This window comes from Parahaliea aestuarii (assembly GCF_008064635.1).
Lineage (GTDB): Bacteria > Pseudomonadota > Gammaproteobacteria > Pseudomonadales > Halieaceae > Parahaliea > Parahaliea aestuarii.
In genome coordinates this window covers 100,592-117,864 of record NZ_VRYZ01000003.1, presented here as the reverse complement: position 1 = coordinate 117,864, position 17,273 = coordinate 100,592, and the positions used below count along the sequence as shown (strand labels likewise).

At 63.5% G+C, this 17,273-nt stretch carries 17 protein-coding genes; 7 read left to right on the top strand and 10 right to left on the bottom strand.

Annotated features, from left to right (window positions below; all coding sequences use genetic code 11):
* Nucleotides 1–204 precede the first annotated feature (204 nt).
* Nucleotides 205–870 (bottom strand): ribosome biogenesis GTP-binding protein YihA/YsxC, encoded by a 666-nt coding sequence (gene yihA / locus FVW59_RS07730; protein WP_148063684.1) that lies wholly within the window; start codon nt 868–870, stop codon nt 205–207.
* A gap of 131 nt (nt 871–1,001) precedes the next feature.
* Between yihA and FVW59_RS07725 the strand changes: the two genes are divergently transcribed.
* The 3 genes from FVW59_RS07725 (at nt 1,002) to FVW59_RS07715 (ending at nt 2,748) form a co-directional block, all read left to right on the top strand.
* On the top strand, nt 1,002–1,307 hold the full coding sequence (locus tag FVW59_RS07725; protein ID WP_148063683.1) for a c-type cytochrome: 306 nt from the start codon (nt 1,002–1,004) through the stop codon (nt 1,305–1,307).
* 36 nt (nt 1,308–1,343) lie between these two features.
* The gene (locus tag FVW59_RS07720) at nt 1,344–1,973 is read left to right on the top strand and encodes a c-type cytochrome (protein ID WP_148063682.1); all 630 of its coding nucleotides are present in this window, start codon (nt 1,344–1,346) and stop codon (nt 1,971–1,973) included.
* Nucleotides 1,974–2,109: 136 nt separating this feature from the next.
* The gene (locus FVW59_RS07715) at nt 2,110–2,748 is read left to right on the top strand and encodes a thiol:disulfide interchange protein DsbA/DsbL (protein WP_148063681.1); all 639 of its coding nucleotides are present in this window, start codon (nt 2,110–2,112) and stop codon (nt 2,746–2,748) included.
* A gap of 56 nt (nt 2,749–2,804) precedes the next feature.
* On the opposite strand, the gene FVW59_RS07710 is transcribed toward FVW59_RS07715, so the two are convergent.
* The 5 genes from FVW59_RS07710 to FVW59_RS07690 all read right to left on the bottom strand — a co-directional run bounded on the left by FVW59_RS07710 (nt 2,805) and on the right by FVW59_RS07690 (nt 7,297).
* Nucleotides 2,805–3,425, bottom strand: coding sequence for an NADPH-dependent FMN reductase (locus FVW59_RS07710; protein ID WP_148063680.1), 621 nt, complete (start codon nt 3,423–3,425; stop codon nt 2,805–2,807).
* A 100-nt stretch (nt 3,426–3,525) separates the two neighbouring features.
* Nucleotides 3,526–4,533: a cysteine synthase A gene (locus FVW59_RS07705; protein WP_148063679.1), complete on the bottom strand. Its 1,008-nt coding sequence runs from the start codon at nt 4,531–4,533 to the stop codon at nt 3,526–3,528.
* A 55-nt stretch (nt 4,534–4,588) separates the two neighbouring features.
* Nucleotides 4,589–5,794 carry a multidrug effflux MFS transporter gene (locus tag FVW59_RS07700; protein WP_148063678.1) on the bottom strand — a complete coding sequence of 402 codons (1,206 nt, stop codon included), beginning with the start codon at nt 5,792–5,794 and terminating at the stop codon, nt 4,589–4,591.
* Nucleotides 5,795–5,846: 52 nt separating this feature from the next.
* Nucleotides 5,847–6,626 carry an SDR family NAD(P)-dependent oxidoreductase gene (locus tag FVW59_RS07695; RefSeq protein ID WP_148063677.1) on the bottom strand — a complete coding sequence of 260 codons (780 nt, stop codon included), beginning with the start codon at nt 6,624–6,626 and terminating at the stop codon, nt 5,847–5,849.
* 194 nt (nt 6,627–6,820) lie between these two features.
* On the bottom strand, nt 6,821–7,297 hold the full coding sequence (locus tag FVW59_RS07690; protein WP_148063676.1) for an Lrp/AsnC family transcriptional regulator: 477 nt from the start codon (nt 7,295–7,297) through the stop codon (nt 6,821–6,823).
* A gap of 368 nt (nt 7,298–7,665) precedes the next feature.
* Here FVW59_RS07690 and leuA point away from each other — a divergent pair, with 368 nt between their 5' ends.
* From leuA to FVW59_RS07670, 4 genes are all read left to right on the top strand, one after another.
* A complete protein-coding gene (gene leuA, locus FVW59_RS07685) occupies nt 7,666–9,339 on the top strand; it encodes a 2-isopropylmalate synthase (protein WP_148063675.1) in 1,674 nt (557 codons plus the stop codon).
* Between the two features lie 168 nt (nt 9,340–9,507).
* Nucleotides 9,508–10,896: a spinster family MFS transporter gene (locus FVW59_RS07680; RefSeq protein WP_148063674.1), complete on the top strand. Its 1,389-nt coding sequence runs from the start codon at nt 9,508–9,510 to the stop codon at nt 10,894–10,896.
* Nucleotides 10,880–13,168 carry a TonB-dependent receptor gene (locus tag FVW59_RS07675; RefSeq protein WP_187275815.1) on the top strand — a complete coding sequence of 763 codons (2,289 nt, stop codon included), beginning with the start codon at nt 10,880–10,882 and terminating at the stop codon, nt 13,166–13,168. Before FVW59_RS07680 ends, FVW59_RS07675 begins: the two co-directional genes overlap by 17 nt.
* A 72-nt stretch (nt 13,169–13,240) precedes the next feature.
* Nucleotides 13,241–14,176: a LysR family transcriptional regulator gene (locus FVW59_RS07670; RefSeq protein WP_187275814.1), complete on the top strand. Its 936-nt coding sequence runs from the start codon at nt 13,241–13,243 to the stop codon at nt 14,174–14,176.
* Between the two features lie 18 nt (nt 14,177–14,194).
* Here FVW59_RS07670 and FVW59_RS07665 read toward each other — a convergent pair whose 3' ends face one another.
* Genes FVW59_RS07665 through FVW59_RS07650 form a run of 4 tightly spaced genes read right to left on the bottom strand, consistent with a single transcriptional unit; the run spans nt 14,195 to nt 17,273 of the window.
* Nucleotides 14,195–14,581: a VOC family protein gene (locus tag FVW59_RS07665; RefSeq protein WP_148063671.1), complete on the bottom strand. Its 387-nt coding sequence runs from the start codon at nt 14,579–14,581 to the stop codon at nt 14,195–14,197.
* Between the two features lie 5 nt (nt 14,582–14,586).
* A complete protein-coding gene (locus FVW59_RS07660) occupies nt 14,587–15,450 on the bottom strand; it encodes an SDR family NAD(P)-dependent oxidoreductase (protein ID WP_148063670.1) in 864 nt (287 codons plus the stop codon).
* Entirely contained in the window at nt 15,443–16,267 is an 825-nt protein-coding gene (locus FVW59_RS07655) for an acetoacetate decarboxylase family protein (protein WP_187275813.1), read from the bottom strand. Before FVW59_RS07655 ends, FVW59_RS07660 begins: the two co-directional genes overlap by 8 nt.
* A gap of 13 nt (nt 16,268–16,280) precedes the next feature.
* Entirely contained in the window at nt 16,281–17,273 is a 993-nt protein-coding gene (locus FVW59_RS07650; protein ID WP_148063668.1) for a Rieske 2Fe-2S domain-containing protein, read from the bottom strand.

The following is a 17,273-nucleotide window of genomic DNA, read 5'->3' as shown; positions in this document are numbered from 1 at the left end:
TAGCTTGCTGCTACACGCTCCGGCGGTCACTCTCCATGGGCCGCCACCAGAGCAATGTCTCTTCCCCAGAGACCCAAGCTGGCCCGGTGACCTACCCCCCTACAGGCACCGGGCTTTTTTTATGTATAGTAGTGTCCACCCGCTATCTCGGGTGGCGTGCGCGCGGCTTCAATACACAATAATAAGCATCAAAATTCCCGACCTTCACACCGACTCGATCACTTCCTCCTCGTACACCGACCCATCCGTCAGCCACCCGTCCAGTACCCGGATCAGCTCCTTGTGCCCGGTGTGTTTCAGCGCCGAAAACAGCTGCACACTCACCAGGTCCCCGTGTTCCTTCAGCTCCTTCTTTACCTGCAGCAGCGTATTGCCGGCAGGGCCCTTCTTCAGCTTGTCCGCCTTGGTGAGCAGGATGTGCACCGGCATCTGGGCGGCCAGGGCCCAGCCCAGCATCTGCTGGTCGAAGGGCTGCAGGGGGTGACGCACGTCCATTAGCAGCACCAGGCCGCGCAGGCTCTGGCGCTGGGCGAGGTAGGCCTCGAGCTGTTTGGTCCATTCCAGCTTGACCTTCTGCGGCACCTTGGCAAAGCCGTAGCCGGGCAGGTCCACCAGGCGCTGCTCGGGGCTGAGGGAGAAGAAATTGATCAGCTGGGTGCGGCCTGGGGTCTTGGAGGTTCGCGCCAGTTTGGTATTGCCCGTCAGACTGTTGATGGCGCTGGACTTGCCGGCGTTGGAGCGGCCCGCGAAAGCCGCTTCCCAGCCGCTGTCTTCCGGGCACTGGGAGAACTTGCCGGCGCTGGTCAGGAACTCTGCCTTGCGGTAGTCCGGCCTGGGGGGGGCTGCGGGGGTATCGGGTGCCTCGGACATGGGCCAGGGTTGCCTTTTTCTGCGGTGGATAAGTCGTATATAATGCCACAGCTTTTTATGCCGGTTCCCCGGCTAATTTTTTAATATGGTGCGGGGAAATACCAAACCATTCGAGTTTTCGAGGTGGGTTAATGAAAACACTGACTGCTGCCGCCGCCGTGCTGTTCACGGCGACCCTCTCTGCCACTGCCCTGGCAGAGGTTCCCATGGACAAATACAACAAGAGCTGCGCTATCTGTCATGCTGCTGGCACTGCCGGCGCTCCCAAGACACATGACGTGGAGGCCTGGAAGCCGCATCTGGCCAAGGGCGAAGAGACCTTGATGAAGTCGGTTCACAACGGCCTCAATGCAATGCCGCCGAAGGGCATGTGCTTTGATTGTAGCGATGAGGACTACAAGGCCCTGATCGAGTTCATGTCCACACCGGCCAAGTAGGCCGGCGACCACCGAAAGTTTACGCTTGGAAGAAAAATGAAAAGATCTGTAGCAATTTTCGGCCTGCTAATCGGTTTGAGCCAGGGGGCTTCCGCCGCGGCGCCAACGGGCGATGCCGATGCGGGCAAAGGTATGGTGGCGGTCTGTGCCGCATGTCACGGCGCCGACGGCAACAGCCCGGCGCCCACCTTCCCCAAGCTGGCGGGCCAGAACGAGCGTTACCTGTTCAAGCAATTGCAGGATATCCGCGACGGCGCCCGCCCGGTACCCACCATGGCCGGCCAGCTGGATGGCAAAAGTGACCAGGAGCTGGCTGATATCGCGGCGTTCTATGCCGCCCAGTCGCGCAGTGGCAGCCAGACTGACCCGGCCCTGCTCGAGCTGGGCGAAAAGGTCTATCGTGCGGGCGTTGCCGAGCGCGGTGTGCCCGCCTGCATGGCCTGCCACTCGCCCAACGGCAAGGGCAATGCGCCCGCCGGTTTTCCCTCGCTGGCCGGACAGCACGCCGAGTACATCGCCACCCAGCTGGAGATGTATCGCAAGGGCTACGAGGATGAAACCGGCCGTACCAACGATGGCGATACCCGCATCATGCGCAGCACCGCTTTTGGCCTCAGCGACAAGGAAATCCAGGCGGTTTCCAGTTACGCGGCCGGCCTGAAATAGGTACAGAGTGGGTTCGCGGATTCAGGAAGGTGGCCTTTCGGCCACCTTTTTTCTGTAAGAGGGCCGCCGCCCTGCCCATCACTGAACATTTCCGCTGGTTAGCGGTCTCACGCTGGAGCACTCACAGGAGAACAACATGCTGAAGCACCTGGTACTGGCCTTTGCAATGGTGGCCCTGGCCCCCTTCGCAGCGCAGGCCGACGATTACAAAGAAGGCGAACACTACGACCTGATCAGCCCCCCGATCCGCACCGAAAGCGGTGACAAGGTCGAGGTGGTGGAATTTTTCTGGTACGGCTGCGGCCATTGTTACAACTTCGAACCGCTGATCGGCCAGTGGAAGAAAGGACTGGGCGAGGATGTTGCCTTTGTCGGGTCACCGGCGGTCTGGAACAAGCCCATGGAACTGCATGCCAAGGCCTACTATACCGCCGAGGTACTCGGCGTTCTCGATACCATGCACCCGGTGCTGTTCCAGGCGATGAATGTGGATCGCAAGCGCCTGCAGTCGGATAAAGAGATCAAGGAGCTGTTCACCGCCAACGGCGTGTCCGGCGAGGACTTCGACAAGGCCTATGGCTCCTTCGGGGTCAACAGCCAGGTGCGCCAGGCCAACAGCCGCGCCCGCGCCGCCAAGATCACCGGCACCCCGGAGATGATGGTGGCCGGCAAGTACCGTATCAGCACCCGCAAGGCAGGTAGTCAGGCGGACATGCTGAAGATTGCCGACTTCCTGATTGAGAAGGAGCGCGCTGCCGGCGGCGCTGCCGAGTAAGACGGCAGGCACTTCCCTGAAAGGGCGGCCCCTGTGAGGGGGCTGCCCTTTTTTGTCTACATGCCGCTGCTATAGGTTTGCAGTGAGGCTTTCCCGCTCGCCCGAATCCCCCGGAACGCCAGTGCATATTCCCGCAATAGCTCCAGACAGTAAGTCAGCCGCGCTTCGAAGTATTCCTGCGCACTGGCCTTGTTGTCTTCCGGATTGTCGTTAAACACTGTATCCACATAGCGAATGATCAGGTGCTCCGGCAGGTAGCAGATACGGCTGTTTTTGTAACTGCTGGTGCGCAGTTCGGCGATGGGGAATGAGCCGCCGTCGGCCACCGAGGTGGTTACGATCAGGGCTGGCTTGTGGGAGATTTCCTCGCCGGCGGTCCACATCAGGAAGAAGTTCTTGAGTTTGGACGGCACCATCCCGTGCCACTCGGGTGAAATTACGATAAAGCCATCGCAGCTGTGCAGTTGTTCGCGCAGCGGGTCCAGATGCGCCTGCCACTCACGGTTCTCGCTGTCCCACACACCTTCGTCCCAGAAGGGCAGGTCGCTGTGCGCCAGGTCGAGCAGCCAGGTGTCGTCGCAGATGGACTGGTCTTTCAGGGCGCGTTCGATATAGCGGGCGACTTTGCCGCTCTGGGAGTTGGGGCGGTGACTGCCGCAGATGATACCGAGTTTCATTTTACTTCCTTGATTTGTACATTGAGTCACTCCCGGCAAAGCGGGAGTCCAGTGGGTCATTACCTGTCGATGTGACCGCCAGGCAGTTGGAGAGGCGCCACTAAATAGCCAGCCAGTCAGGCACCGGCAAATCCTTGTTCTGCAGGAACACCGGATTGAACAGCTTGCTCTGGTAGCGGTTGCCGTAGTCGCAGAGGATGGTGACGATGGTATGGCCCGGGCCGAGTTCTTCCGCCAGCTTGACCGCGCCGGCGATATTGATGGCGGAGGAGCCGCCCAGGCAAAGGCCCTCGTGCTGCAGCAGGTCGTAGAGGAAGGGCAGTGCCTGCTGGTCGCTGATGGTCCAGGCGTGGTCTACGAGCGCTTCGGCGATATTGCCGGTGACGTGATTGATGCCGATACCTTCCGTGATCGAGCTGCCCTCGCTGACTGCCAGCGTCCCGCTGCGGAAATAGCCGGTGAGGGACCCGCCGCAGGGATCGGCGAGGCCGATGTGCACTGCCGGGTTGTGCGCTTTCAGCGCCTGGGACACGCCGGCCAGGGTGCCGCCGGTTCCGACCGCGCAAATAAATCCGTCCACCTTGCCGTCGGTCTGGCGCCAGATTTCCTGGCCGGTGGTGTCCCGGTGGATGGCCATATTGGCGAGGTTGTCGAACTGCCGGGCCCACACGGCGCCGCGGCTTTCTTTTGCGGCGTACTCTTTCGCCAGGCGCTCGGCGGTATGAATGTAGTGGCCGCTGTCGGCGTAGGAGGCGGCCGGAACTAGGTGGAGGTCGGCGCCCAGCAGCTCCAGGGTGTCGATTTTTTCCTTGCTCTGGGTCATCGGCATGACCACGGTACTGGTGTAGCCCAGGGCGTTGGCCAGCAGGGTCAGGCCGATGCCGGTATTGCCGGCAGTGCCTTCGACGATGCGCCCACCGGGCTGCAATTCACCGCTGGCCTCGGCGGCGCGGATGATGCCGAGGGCGGTGCGATCCTTGACAGAGCCGCCGGGGTTGAGAAACTCCGCTTTCCCGAGAATGGTGCAACCCGTGCGCTCTGATACCTGGCGCAGGTAGAGCAGGGGGGTGTTGCCAATGAGCTGGGTGACGTCGGCGGCGTGCTGCACGGTACTACTCCGCAAATGCGTGGGCGCCACAGTATGCCACAGGGCCCAATGGGGGTCAGGCCGTCCCCGCCGCTTTGCGCATCGGGGCCAGCAAGGCCAGCGCCAGCAGGCTGAGTGCGGTCATCAGCCACACCATGGGCGCCGGCGAGTCGCCCATCAGGGCGCCGATAGTGCCCGCGGAGGTCGCCGAAATGGCCATCTGGATAAATCCCAGCAGGGCCGAGGCGGTGCCCGCCATGTGCGGGTAGGGCTGCAGGGCGAGGTTCATGGCATGGGGGAGCACCAGGCCCATGGCGGCGGTGTAGAGCATCATCGGCAGCATCAGCGAGTAGATGCTGGCGGGCCAGAGGCTGTAGCACAGCAGCATGATCAGGCAGGCGAGAGCCGCCAGCCCGGCACCCAGTACCACCACCTGGCCGGAATCGAACAGGCTGGCCAGGCGCGCGCTGCTGGCGCTGCCGATGAAATAGCCCACCACGGTGGTCAGGAAGATCAGCCCGAAGTATTTCATGGGAACGCCCAGCATCTCGATGTAGACGAAGCCGGAGGCCGAGAGATAGCCGAGCATGCCGGCGTAGACCAGCGAGCTGCCGAGGGCCACGGCGAGAAAGGCCGGCGAGCGCAGCAGGGTGAAAAAATTGCGGGCAATGACGGCGGGATGCAGGCTCTGTCGCTGCGGCAGTGACTCCGGCAGCAGGCGCAGGATCAGGACGATCATCAACACGCCGTAGACGGCCAGAAACACGAAAATACTCGGCCAGGGCCACACCAGCATCATTACGCTGCCGAGGCTGGGCGCCACCGCCGGCGCCAGCGCCATCAGCATGGCGATCAGCGACAGCGCCCGCGCGGCGCGGCGCGGGCCGAACAGGTCGCGGGTGATGGCGCGGGAGAGGGTAGGGCCGACGCAGGCCCCCAGCCCCTGCAACAGGCGGAAGGCGATCAGTTGCTCGACCGTTTGCGAATAGCTGCAGCCGATGCAGGCAGCGACGAAGATCAGGGTGCCGCCGATCAGTACCGGTTTGCGTCCGTAGCGATCCGCGAGTGGCCCGCACACCAGGTGGAAGGCGGCGAAGCCGGCGAGATAGGCGCTGAGTGTGAGCTGGATGCTGGCGCTGGTGGTGCCCAGCGCATCGCGCATGACCGGCATCGCCGGCAGGTACATGTCCACGCTGAGTGGGCCGAGTGCCACCATGGCGGCCAGCAGCACCAGGAGCCAGGGCGAGTCAGTGGCGATAAAGCGTGAGTTAGTGGAAGACATCGGGCGGCGATGCTAGCACGGTGCTGCCGCCCCGTCTGTGACAAATACGCGCTTACTTTTCGAAGCCGAGCACGGTCTTCCACCACAGGCGTGGGGCGAAGGCGTGCCAGAGCATTAGAAAGCGGGCTTCACCGGGGTAGATAATGTCGCGCTCTTTTTCCACGCCCTTGTCGATGGCATCGACAATTTTTTCCGGGTCCGACAGGCGCCCGCTCTGCTTGGCGTTGCGCAGGCTGCCGGGGCTGTCGGTGTTCAGGCTCTGGTCGATCAGCGGGGTGTTCACCGCCGGTGGGCAGACCAGCTGGACTTTCACCCCGCTGTCGCGGATCTCGTTCTGCAGCACTTCCAGGTAGGTATTCACCGCGCTCTTGGTGGCGCAGTAGGCGCCCATGTGCGGAACCAGGGCATGGCCGGCGATGGAACCAAAGGCGATGATACGACCGCGCTTGCGTTCCAGCATCGGCGCCAGCACCGTCCGCACCATGTAGGTGGTGCCAAAATAGTTGATGCGGAACAGGCGCTCCATGGCCTCGTGGCTGTGGTCGATGAGCTGGTGGGCGGGCATCAGGGCGGCGGCGTGAACCAGCAGGTCCACGGGGCCCAGTTCGCTCTCCACCTGGCCGACCTTCGCTTGCACATCGGCGAGGTCGCCGATATCGCAGCGCAGGGGGGTGATCTGGGGCGACTCGGCGGCGGTGGTCTTGAGCCCCTCTTCGTTGACATCGAAGATGGCGACCCTGGCGCCGCGATTCACCAGCCGCAGGGCGATGATGCGCCCCATGCCGCTGGCGCCGCCGGTGACGATGGCGACCTTGCCCTCTACGTCCTTCATGTTGCCCCCTTGCTCTTATCCAGTGGTTTTTATTCAACGGTGCACAGGTGACGGACTGCCGGGCAGCCCGGTAGATACTGATCCCGATACTGCGGTGGCAGTGGCCGCTGGACAAGGTTTGATCCGGCCAGACAAACTGGCGGAATCGCCCGGCAGGCGGCCGGGCGATTCAAATGGAGTAAGTGCTTCCTTACTCAGTCGGCCAGGTGTTCGAGAGGCAGGGCTGTGCGCTGCAACACCCGGCGCAGCTCGAAGCTGGAGTGCACACCGGTGACCCCCGGGATGCGGGTGAGCTTGCCCAGCAGGAAGCGCTCGTAGTACTGCATGTCGGCCACCACCGCCTTCAGCAGGTAGTCTGCGCTCTGGCCAGTGACTACCGAGCACTCCACCACCTCCGGGTAGCCGCTGACTTCCAGCTCGAAGGCCTCGAAGCGGTCCGGGGTGTGGCGGTCCATGGTGATACCGATATAGGCGGTGAGCTTGAGACCCAGGCGGCTCTGGTCCAGCAGGGTGACGTGGCCGCGAATCAGGCCGGATTCCTCCAGCCGCTTGACCCGGCGCGCGCAGGGGGTGGGTGACAGCCCGACTTTCTCCGCCAGTTCGAGGTTGGTGATGCGGGCGTCGCGCTGCATGATGTCGAGGATGCGCCGGTCGGTGCGGTCAAAGCTCATTTTAGGGCTCTCTGTTGGCTATCGGGCTCGTTGTGGTGAGTTTATCTACCAGAATAAATATTGGTAGTGATATTCGGCTCAAGTGTCCCAATCCATATGAAAATTTGCAGTTATTCCCTACGCCGGCGACGTTAGACTGTGTCCACGGCTGATTCATCACCTGTTGTTGCCGCGCCGCCGTGGTTACCGCCCCGCCGGCCGCAGCGCGAAGCCTCACGAGGGCGGGCTCCCGGCGGGCCCATCAGGTGAGCAGCCATCCCCAGGCACGCTGTCCGCAGCAATGGCCCGCAAGCCGGAAAATCGACCGCAAAAACACTAAACTGAAAAGACCGACATCACACTTCGCCGACAGGATCAGGGAAACGGCCATGAGCAACTTTGACCACCGCAAGTACAAACCCTTCCAGCCCATCAGGATGGCTGCCCGCCGCTGGCCCGACCGCCAGATCGAGAAAGCGCCCCTGTGGTGCTCGGTGGACCTGCGGGACGGCAACCAGGCCCTGATCGAGCCGATGACGGCGCGCCAGAAGTCCAGACTCTGGGACCAGCTGGTCAAGGTCGGCTTCAAGGAAATCGAAGTCGGCTTTCCCTCCGCCTCCAGCCACGACTACAACTTTGTCCGCGAGCTGATCGACAACCATCGCATTCCCGAGGACGTCACCGTACAGGTACTCACCCAGGCCCGCCCCGACCTGATTGAAAAAACCTTCGAAGCCCTGAAGGGCGCCCGCCGCGCCGTGGTGCACGTGTACAACTCCACTTCCACCGTGCAGCGGGAACAGGTCTTCGGCCTCGACCGCCAGGGCATCATCGACATCGCCGTACGCGGCGCGACGCTGGTGCAGGAGTGCGCCGCCAGATACCCGGAGACCGAGTGGGTCTTCGAATACTCCCCCGAGAGCTTTACCGGCACCGAGCTGGATTTCGCGGTTGAGGTCTGCGATGCGGTGACCGCCGTGTGGCAGCCCACCCCGGAAAAGCCGGTCATCATCAACCTGCCCGCCACCGTGGAGATGAGCACGCCCAACGTCTACGCCGACCAGATTGAGTGGTTCTGTGATCGCGTGGCCCGCCGCGAAAGCCTGCTGATCTCCCTGCACACCCATAACGACCGCGGCTGTGCCGTGGCCGCGGCGGAGCTGGGTGTGATGGCCGGCGCCGACCGCGTTGAAGGGACCCTGATGGGCAACGGCGAGCGCACCGGCAACATGGACATCGTCACCATGGCCATGAACCTCTACAGCCAGGGTGTCGACCCGCGGTTGCAGCTGGGTCACATGGACGAAATCATCCAGACGGTGAAGGAGTGCACCCAGTTGCCGGTGCACCCGCGCCATCCCTGGGCCGGCGAACTGGTATTTACCGCCTTCTCCGGCAGCCACCAGGACGCGATCAAGAAATGCCTGTCGAAGCAGGAGGGGCGGGAGCACTGGGAGGTCGCCTACCTGCCCATCGACCCGGCGGATATCGGCCGCAGCTACCAGGAAGTGATCCGCATCAATTCCCAGTCCGGCAAGGGCGGCATCGCCTATGTGTTGCAGCGGGACTATGGCTTCGAGCTGCCGCGCTGGCTGCAGATCGATTTCTCCGCCACCGTGCAGGCTTTTGCGGAGGAGCGTGAAAAAGAAGTCTCCGGCGAAGAAATTTTCCAGCTGTTCCAGCAGACCTACCTGGAAGAGGGCGGCGAGTACCGGCTCGGCGACTACCAGGTGAACCGGGCCGACAATACCGACCAGCTGCAGGCCCAGCTGCAGCAGGGGGCCACCAGTCACACCCTGAAAGGCTCCGGCAACGGCGTGGTGGCCTCCTTCGTGGACGCCATGAGCCGCTTCGTCGGCAAGCAGATTGTGCTGGTGGAATATTCCGAGCACGCCCTGAGCCAGAGCGCCGACGCTGAAGCCGTGTGCTACATCCAGCTCAACATCGACGGCGAGCGCCACTGCGGCGTGGGCCGCAGCCACGACATCATCCAGGCCTCCCTGGACGGTATTCTCGGGGCGATCAATCGCGCAGAGAAGCAGGCCGCCCACGCAGCGGCCTGAGGTCGACAAACGGGAAGCCATGAACACCGCCCGGTCAGGGCGGTTTTCCCCTGCCGTCACTGCATTGTGACGTAAACGGAAACAATCATTGCTCCGCCAGCCGTTTATTGGCGCAGCGCCCCTACGGTACTTTGCCGGCCACTGTTATAAACATAATTAAGTGAGCCTATGTCCGAGCGCGACGCCTACCCGGCGGTGTCGACGGCCTGGTATACCGTTGCCGTATTGTTTCTGGCCTATACCTTTTCCGCCATCGACCGGCAGATACTGACGCTGCTGGTGGGCCCGGTGCGCGCTGATCTCGGCCTCACCGACTTCGAGGTGAGTCTGCTGCAGGGCTTTGCCTTCTCCCTGCTGTTCGTGGTGGTGGGCATACCGCTGGCGCGGGTGGCGGACCGCCGCAGCCGCCGTGGCATTATCGCCATCGGCATCACCTTCTGGTGCCTGATGACCGCCATGTGCGGCATGGCCAAGACCTTCGGCCAGCTGTTTGTCGCCCGCATGGGCGTGGGGGTGGGCGAGGCGGCACTCAGTCCCGCGGCGGCCTCGCTGATTTCCGACAGCTTCAAACCCGAGCGCCGCGCCATGGCCTTCAGCGTCTACCATCTGGGCTACCCGGTGGGGGGCGGCCTGGCCCTGATCATCGGCGGCCTGGTGCTGGAATTGCTGGCGGGGGTGGACGAGCTGCAACTGGGCTGGCTGGGCACCTTCCGTACCTGGCAGCTGGCCTTCATCATTGTCGGCCTGCCGGGGCTGTTGATCGCCTGCCTGATGTTTACCTTTCGCGAGCCGCGGCGGCAGGAACGCCTGTACGCGAATGAGGGCGAGCGCATTCCGATAGCGGTGCTCACCGGCTATATGCGCGCGCGCTGGCAGGCCTACAGTGCCCACCTGATGGCGGTGTCCTTCCTCGGCATGCTCGCCATCGGTACCGCCATCTGGTACCCGACTTTCCTGATGCGCACCTATGGCATGACCCCCAGTGACGCCGGCTACTCCTATGGCCTGGTGATGGGCCTGTGTGGCGCCGCGGGTATTCTCAGCGGTGGCTGGCTCAGCGGTTACCTGATGCGGCGCGGCTATGCCGACGCCAATATGCGGGTGATGCTGATTGCGGCGGTGTGTAAAACGCTGCCGCTGGTGATTGGCCCGCTGATGCCAAATGCCCAGCTGGCCCTGCTGTGCATGGCCTTTGCCACCTTCCTCGGCCAGGTATCGGTGGGGGTGACCACCGCCGCCCTGATGGAAATCACGCCCAATGAAATGCGTGCCCAGATGCTGGCCATCATGCTGTTCCTGGTGAACATTCTGGGCATCGGATTCGGCGCCAGCCTGATCGCCGCCCTCACCGATTTTGTGTTCGCCGATGACGCCGCCCTGCGCTACTCCATCGCCCTGGCGTCGGCCGTTATCGCGCCCACCATTGTCGTCATTCTCTGGCTCGGCCTGCCGCACTACCGCCGCTGCGCCGAGCAGGTTCACGCCATGCAGAGGGATTCCCACTCGCACACCGCCCCTCCGGGGGATCAAGGAGTCGACTATGTACAAGCCACATAATATTGCCCGTTCCCTGTCCCTGTTATCCGCCGGAATCGCACTGCTGCCGGCCTACGCTGCCCCCGCGCTGGCGCAGCAGGCGGCGCTGGAGGAAGTGATCGTCACGGCCCAGCGCCGCGAGGAGAACCTGCAGGAAACACCGATTTCGGTGACTGCCCTCAACACCGCGACCCTGAACGAACTGCGCGCGCGGGATATCGAGGGTGTTTCCGATTACACCCCGGGCCTGCTGGTGACTCCCACCGTGGGCGGTTCGGTGAACGCCTCCATCGCCATTCGCGGGGCGGTGAACAGCACCAACAACCTGAGCCGCGACAACGCAGTGGGCATGTACCTGGACGGGGTGCCGATTGCCAAGACCTCCGGCGCCATTTTTGACGCGGTGGACCTGGAGCGAATTGAAGTGCTGCGCGGCCCCCAGGGCACCCTCTACGGCAAGAACACCATCGGCGGCGCCATCAACCTGGTCACCCGCAAGCCGAGCGGTGAACTGGATGGCTACCTGGAAGTGGGCGCCGGCAACGAAAACCTGCTGGAAGCGCGCGGTGCGCTGGACCTGCCCGCCGTGGGTGAGGTGGGCAGCGGCCTCGGTGAGTTCAGTGCGCGGGTGTCGGGCTTCTACCGCGAGCGGGATGGCTTCTACGACAACACTGACAGTTCCGGCGCGGATTTCGACAACCGCGACCAGTGGGGCGGCCGTGTCGATTTGCGCCTGCAGCCCACCGAGAATTTGTTGGTGGAATACGGCTACGACACCTTCGACGCCGACCAGCGGCCGCCGATGCTGGCGCTCACCAACTCCGATGCTTTCGCTTTTGTGATTCCGCCCCTCTACCCCCTGGTGGCCGCCGCCACCAGCGAGGATCGCCCCGACGAAATCGCCAATGACAGCGCCCTCACCAGCGAGGTAGAGATTGACGGCCACGCCCTGACGCTGACCTACGACATGCCCGGTACCGCCCTCGGTGACCTGACCCTGAAATCCATCACCGGTTACCGCGACCTCTACACCCTCAGCCTGTCGGACTTCGACGGTACCAGCCAGGACATGTTCCGCTTTCGCATCGAGAACGACTTCGAGCAGTTCACCCAGGAATTCCAGCTGCTCGGCAGCACCGACCAGCTGGAATATGTGCTGGGACTGTTCTACTACGAGGACGAGTGGACCACCGACAACCCGCGCTGGATCTTCCAGTTCGGCGGCGACAGCTTCGATGTCAGCGAGCGCGGCGCAGAGGATAAATCGGTGGCGGCCTTTGGCCAGCTGACCTGGACCCCGGACGCCTTTGAGCAGCGCCTGGACCTGACCTTCGGCGCCCGCTGGACCCGGGAAACCAAGGACGTGCACTCGGTGTGGGTGGATCGCAGCGTGTTTGACGTCAACCCGGCCGACCCCAATGCCGGCGCCTATGTGCGCGACGCCCAGGGCAACCCGGTATTCTCTGCGGCCGGTGAGTTGATGCCGCTGGAAGTCGATGACAGCTGGAGCGAGGTCACGCCGATGGCCGTCGCGGCCTGGCGCTTCAGCGAGGACGTCAACGGCTACGCGAAGATCTCCACCGGCTTCAAGAGCGGCGGCTTCAACGGTGTGGCGGCAACCAACTTCGCCTTCGAGACACCCTTCGATCCGGAGACCATGACCACCTACGAACTGGGCCTCAAAAGCCGCCTGTTTGAGCAGCGCGTACAGCTCAACGTATCCGCGTTCTACAACGACTATTCGGATTTCCAGGCCGGGCGCCTGGGCGAGGACGCCATCAGTATCGTTGTCGTCAACGCCGGCGACGCCACCATGCAGGGGGTAGAGCTGGAGCTGCTGGCACGTCCCACCCGGAATCTGGACCTGGTGCTCAACTATTCCTTCCTGGATACCGACTACGACAACTTCATCGGCGACGACGGCACGGATGTGTCAGACGAGCGCTACTTCTCCTACTCACCGCGCAACACGGTGTTTGCCTCGGCCAAGTACACCTTCGATCCCTTCTCCTTCGGCGAGCTGTCGGCGCGGGTGGACTACGCCTGGAAGGACGATTTTTACGTTGGCATCGTGGATGACCCGGCCACCAATGTCGACGCCTATGGCCTGCTGAGCGCCAGGCTGCAGCTGGACCAGATTCCCATCGGTGACGGCCAGCTGCGCGTGGCGGCCTGGGGCAATAACCTGACCGACGAAGAGTACTGGAACACGGCGATCAACCTGTCGGTGTTCACCGTGAACCAGTGGGCCGACCCGCGCAGTTACGGCATCGAACTGAACTACGACTTCTGATTGCGCGATGGAGACTTTGCGCAACAGGGAGCGGCGCGTATGCTGAGCCTGCCGTCTACGGGTGGGAGGCTTATGGGGCGCTGGGAAGGGATTGAGGAATATATCTGCGTGGTGGAGGCGGGCAGTTTCACCGCCGCCGCCGATCGCCTCGGTGTGTCCAAATCCTACGTCAGCAAGCAGGTCAGCCAGCTGGAAGACCGCCTGCGGGTACGCCTGCTGCAGCGCACTACCCGCCGCCTCACCCTGACCGAAATCGGCGAAGTGTTCTACGGCCACTGCCGGGCCATGGCCGAGCAGTTCGACCAGGCGGAATCCACCCTGTCGGATTTACAGCTGGCGCCGCGCGGCACACTCAAGCTGGCCATCAACAGCCGCTATGGCGTGCACTACATGGCCAGCGTGGTGGCGGCGTTCTCGCGGGAGCATCCGGGGCTGTCCGTGGAAGTGCACTCGAGCTTCAAGGACGTGGACCTGCTGGAGGAGGGCTTCGATCTCACCGTGCGTTACGGCAAGCTGGAAGACTCCAGCCTGATTGCCCGCAAACTCGGTTCCTACTCCCTGTGCCTGTGCGCCGCGCCGGACTACTGGGCGGCGCACGGCAAACCGACCGGCCGCGAAGACCTGAGGCAACACAACTGCCTCACCACCTCGGATCGCTTCTGGTTGTTCAACACGCCCGATGGTCGCGACACCGTGAAAGTGAAGGTGGCGGGCAACTGGCTGAGCGAGGACGGCGCCACCCTGTTGGCGGCGGCCCGGGCCGGTATCGGCATCGCCCAGCTACCGGATTTCTACGTGCAGGAAGCGGTGGACAAGGGCGAGCTGGAAAAGCTGGAACACCAGGACTGGAGCCATTACGAACGCGAGACCTGGGCGGTCTATCCCCACTCCCGGCACCTGTCCGCCAAGGTGCGTTACTTCATTGAGTTCATGACCCACTACATCAACCAGAACTTCAAACCCCAGGCCGGCAAGTTCATGGAGCGGCCGCGACCGGCGCAGCCGTGATTCCAGGGTGTCGGGCGCTCAGCCCTGCAGCCGCTGCAGCATCTCGATCGAGTAGCCGTCCGGGTCGCGGATAAAGGCCGCGATTACCGGCCAGCCCTCCAGTGGTGTCGGCGCCATGTCGGAAGTGGCACCCGCGGCGAGCGCCGCGTCGTACACCGCCTGCACATCGTCGCAATAGAGGTAGAACTTCCACAGGGCATTGCCGTGGTCGATGGGGCCGGGCACGTCGTCGCGCTGGGCGAGCTGGATGCGGCCGTCGGAATCCGCCGCCCCGAGGATGGCCTCCTCGGCGCCGGGAATCGAAATACGCTGTAGATCCAGCAATCCCAGCACATCGCGGTAGAAAGCGACGGAGCGCTCGAGATCGGTGACGGTGATGCAGTACTGTCCCAGGGTGTTGGCCATGCAGTTTACTCCGGCAGGGTGGGGTTGCGGCGCGCGAGAATGCTCTCGGTGCGCGTCTGGATTTTAGCGTCCTGGCCCGAGCTTTGCGGCAAAATCCAGAACTGCCCGGCGCGGATACCCGCCAGGCAGGTGTCGGCCACCTCCTCCGGCTCGGTGAGCTGGGGGTTCTCGATGCCGGAGGCCTTGAGCAGATCGCGCATGCTGACGTAGGCCGGCAGGTCCTCATCGTCGCGCAGATCCGCCGGGCGGTTGCGCATGGAGTTGAGAATGTTGGTGTTGACCACGTGGGGGCCGGGGAACAGTACGTGGGCCTGCAGCGCCGCTTTTTCCATCAGGAACTGATAGTGCAGCACCTCGCTGATGCTGGTGACGGCTGCCTTGCTGGCGGCGTAAATGGGGGTAGTGGGCAGGGAGGTCAGCCCGCCGTTGCCGGAGGAGGTATTCACCACATGCCCCGTTTCGCCGTGGGCCAGCATGTCCGGCACGAAGGCGCGGATGCCGTTGGCGATGCCCATTACATTCACGTCAAAGCCCCAGCGCCAGTCATTGGGGGTGAGGGTCCACAGGCGGCGCTGTGCCTCCTTGATGCCGACACCGGCGTTGTTGCACAACACATGCACCGGGCCGAAGGTATTCTTTACCTCCAGGGCGAGCGCTTCCATGGCCTGCGGGTCGGTGACATCGGCTTGCAGGCCGGTTACGTTTAACCCGGCCTCGCGCAGGCGGGCGGCGGATTCCTGCAGCTTCTCCTGCTCCACATCGGCCATCACCACCTGCATGCCCTGTTCGGCAAAGCGCTGGCACAGGCAGTAGCCGACGCCCGAGGCGCCGCCGGTGACCACGGCGGTCCTGCCGTGAAACTCATCCATTGGCGGCGATACCCGGTGTGGCGGTGGCGATGTCCAGGGCGGGGACGTTGGTGTCGTCGAAGCGCTGGTGAATGAAGTTGACCAGATTCTCCCCGGGGATTTCCGCCAGGATCTGGCCGCTGGTGCGGGTGGCGCCTTGCGCCAGCTGCATGCGAATCACCTGTTCCACCGGCACGTCCACCAGCGGATCGAAGGGGCTGTCGCGCAGGATGACTTCCGGGTTGTTCACCGTGTACACGCTCTCGTAGTTGCGCTCCCAATTGAGGCGGGTGAGGAACACCGGGCCGTCAAAGCCGGGCTCGCCATCGATGCGCGGCAGCGCCTTGTGACAGAAAAAATACTCGGTAAAGGGTTCTGGCGTCGGCTCGGCGGCGCCGACCTCTCCGGCCATCTCCAGGAAGGTGATGCCGTGGCGCGCGATGCGGGTGCGTATGGCATTGCCGTCGCGCTCCATGTCAGCCACCTCGGCGATCTTCTTCGGCTCGCCAAAGCGCTCGCGGCCGCTGATCACCACGAACTCGCCGTGCATGGGCATGGCCAGCACATAGTGGCCCTCGGTGTCGCGGTAGCGGCACTTCACGCCCACGGTGGCGGCGCCGATTTCCACCGTGTCAGTATCGCTGACGTGCATGGCAACATTGGCGTGCTGGATGAAGATGTGCGGTTCCGCGCTGGGCTCCAGGGGTGCGGGCAGCAGGGCGGCGTGGATGGCCGGGTCGGTGGCGTAGACGCAGCGCAGGGAAGTCACAGTGCAGTTGAGTCCCGGGCGCGCCTCGGGGGTGCGGCCGGGGTCGCGGACGTAGCGCAGTGTTGCCATGGTCTTATCCTCGTTATTGCTGACGCGTGAGTGGTTCGGTCTGGGGGTAGAACTGTGAGAAGTAGCGACGGAAGCGCATGATCGGCCCGTCGCCATCGCACAGCAGCGGCTCGCTGAGGTGGAACTTGTGCTGCCAGATGGGGATGTCGCCCTCGATACCGCGCTGGCCATTGGTGTTGGCGATGCTCTCGCGCAGGGCCTGGTACTCGAAGGAGTCTTCCGGGTAGCGCTGGTGGGTGTAGGCAAAGCGCACCTCCACCCGGTCTCCGCTCACCGGCGTCACCAGTACCTGCAGCAGGTAGTCCACCAGGCCCGTGAAGCGGGTCCATTTCTGGCCGGCGCCGTTCTGCACCACCTCGATGGAGGCATTGATCTCGATTTCCCGCCCCTCGGGATTGACGACTTTGCGCCGGCCGCTGACCTGGCTGCGACGGATGTGGCCGTCGTAGGTGGTTTCCCCTTCGGGCACCGCCTCCATGCTGTGGACGTACTTGAAGTGGGCCACGTCGACGCCGTTCTCGGCGATTTCCTGGGGGTGGGAATCGAAGGCCCAGAAATAGCGATCCTGCTCCACCCAGTCCGGGTCCTGCAGTTCCGGCAACTGGATGACTTCGTAATCCGGCGCCGCATTGTCCGGGTGGAACCATGCCCAGATCACCTCGTTGGCCTCGGTGACCGGGTAGCTGCGCAGGCAGGGTTTGTCCTGGGCTTTGGGCGGAATGGCCTTGGCGTAGGGGATGTCTGCCACCATGCCGGCGCGGTCGTAGCGCCAGTGATGGAAGGGGCAGCGCAGGGTCTCGCCCACCACCTCGCCGCCGTGGCCGAGGTGGGCGCCGAGGTGCGGGCAGGCCGGATCCACCAGGCCCACCGCGCCGCTCTCGGTGCGAAACAGCACCATGTCGCGGTCGAAGTAGTGCACATTGCGCACCTCGCCCACTGCCAGTTCATCGCTGTAGCTGACACAGTACCAGCCCACCGGGATGGGCATCGGGAATCGTGCGTTCAT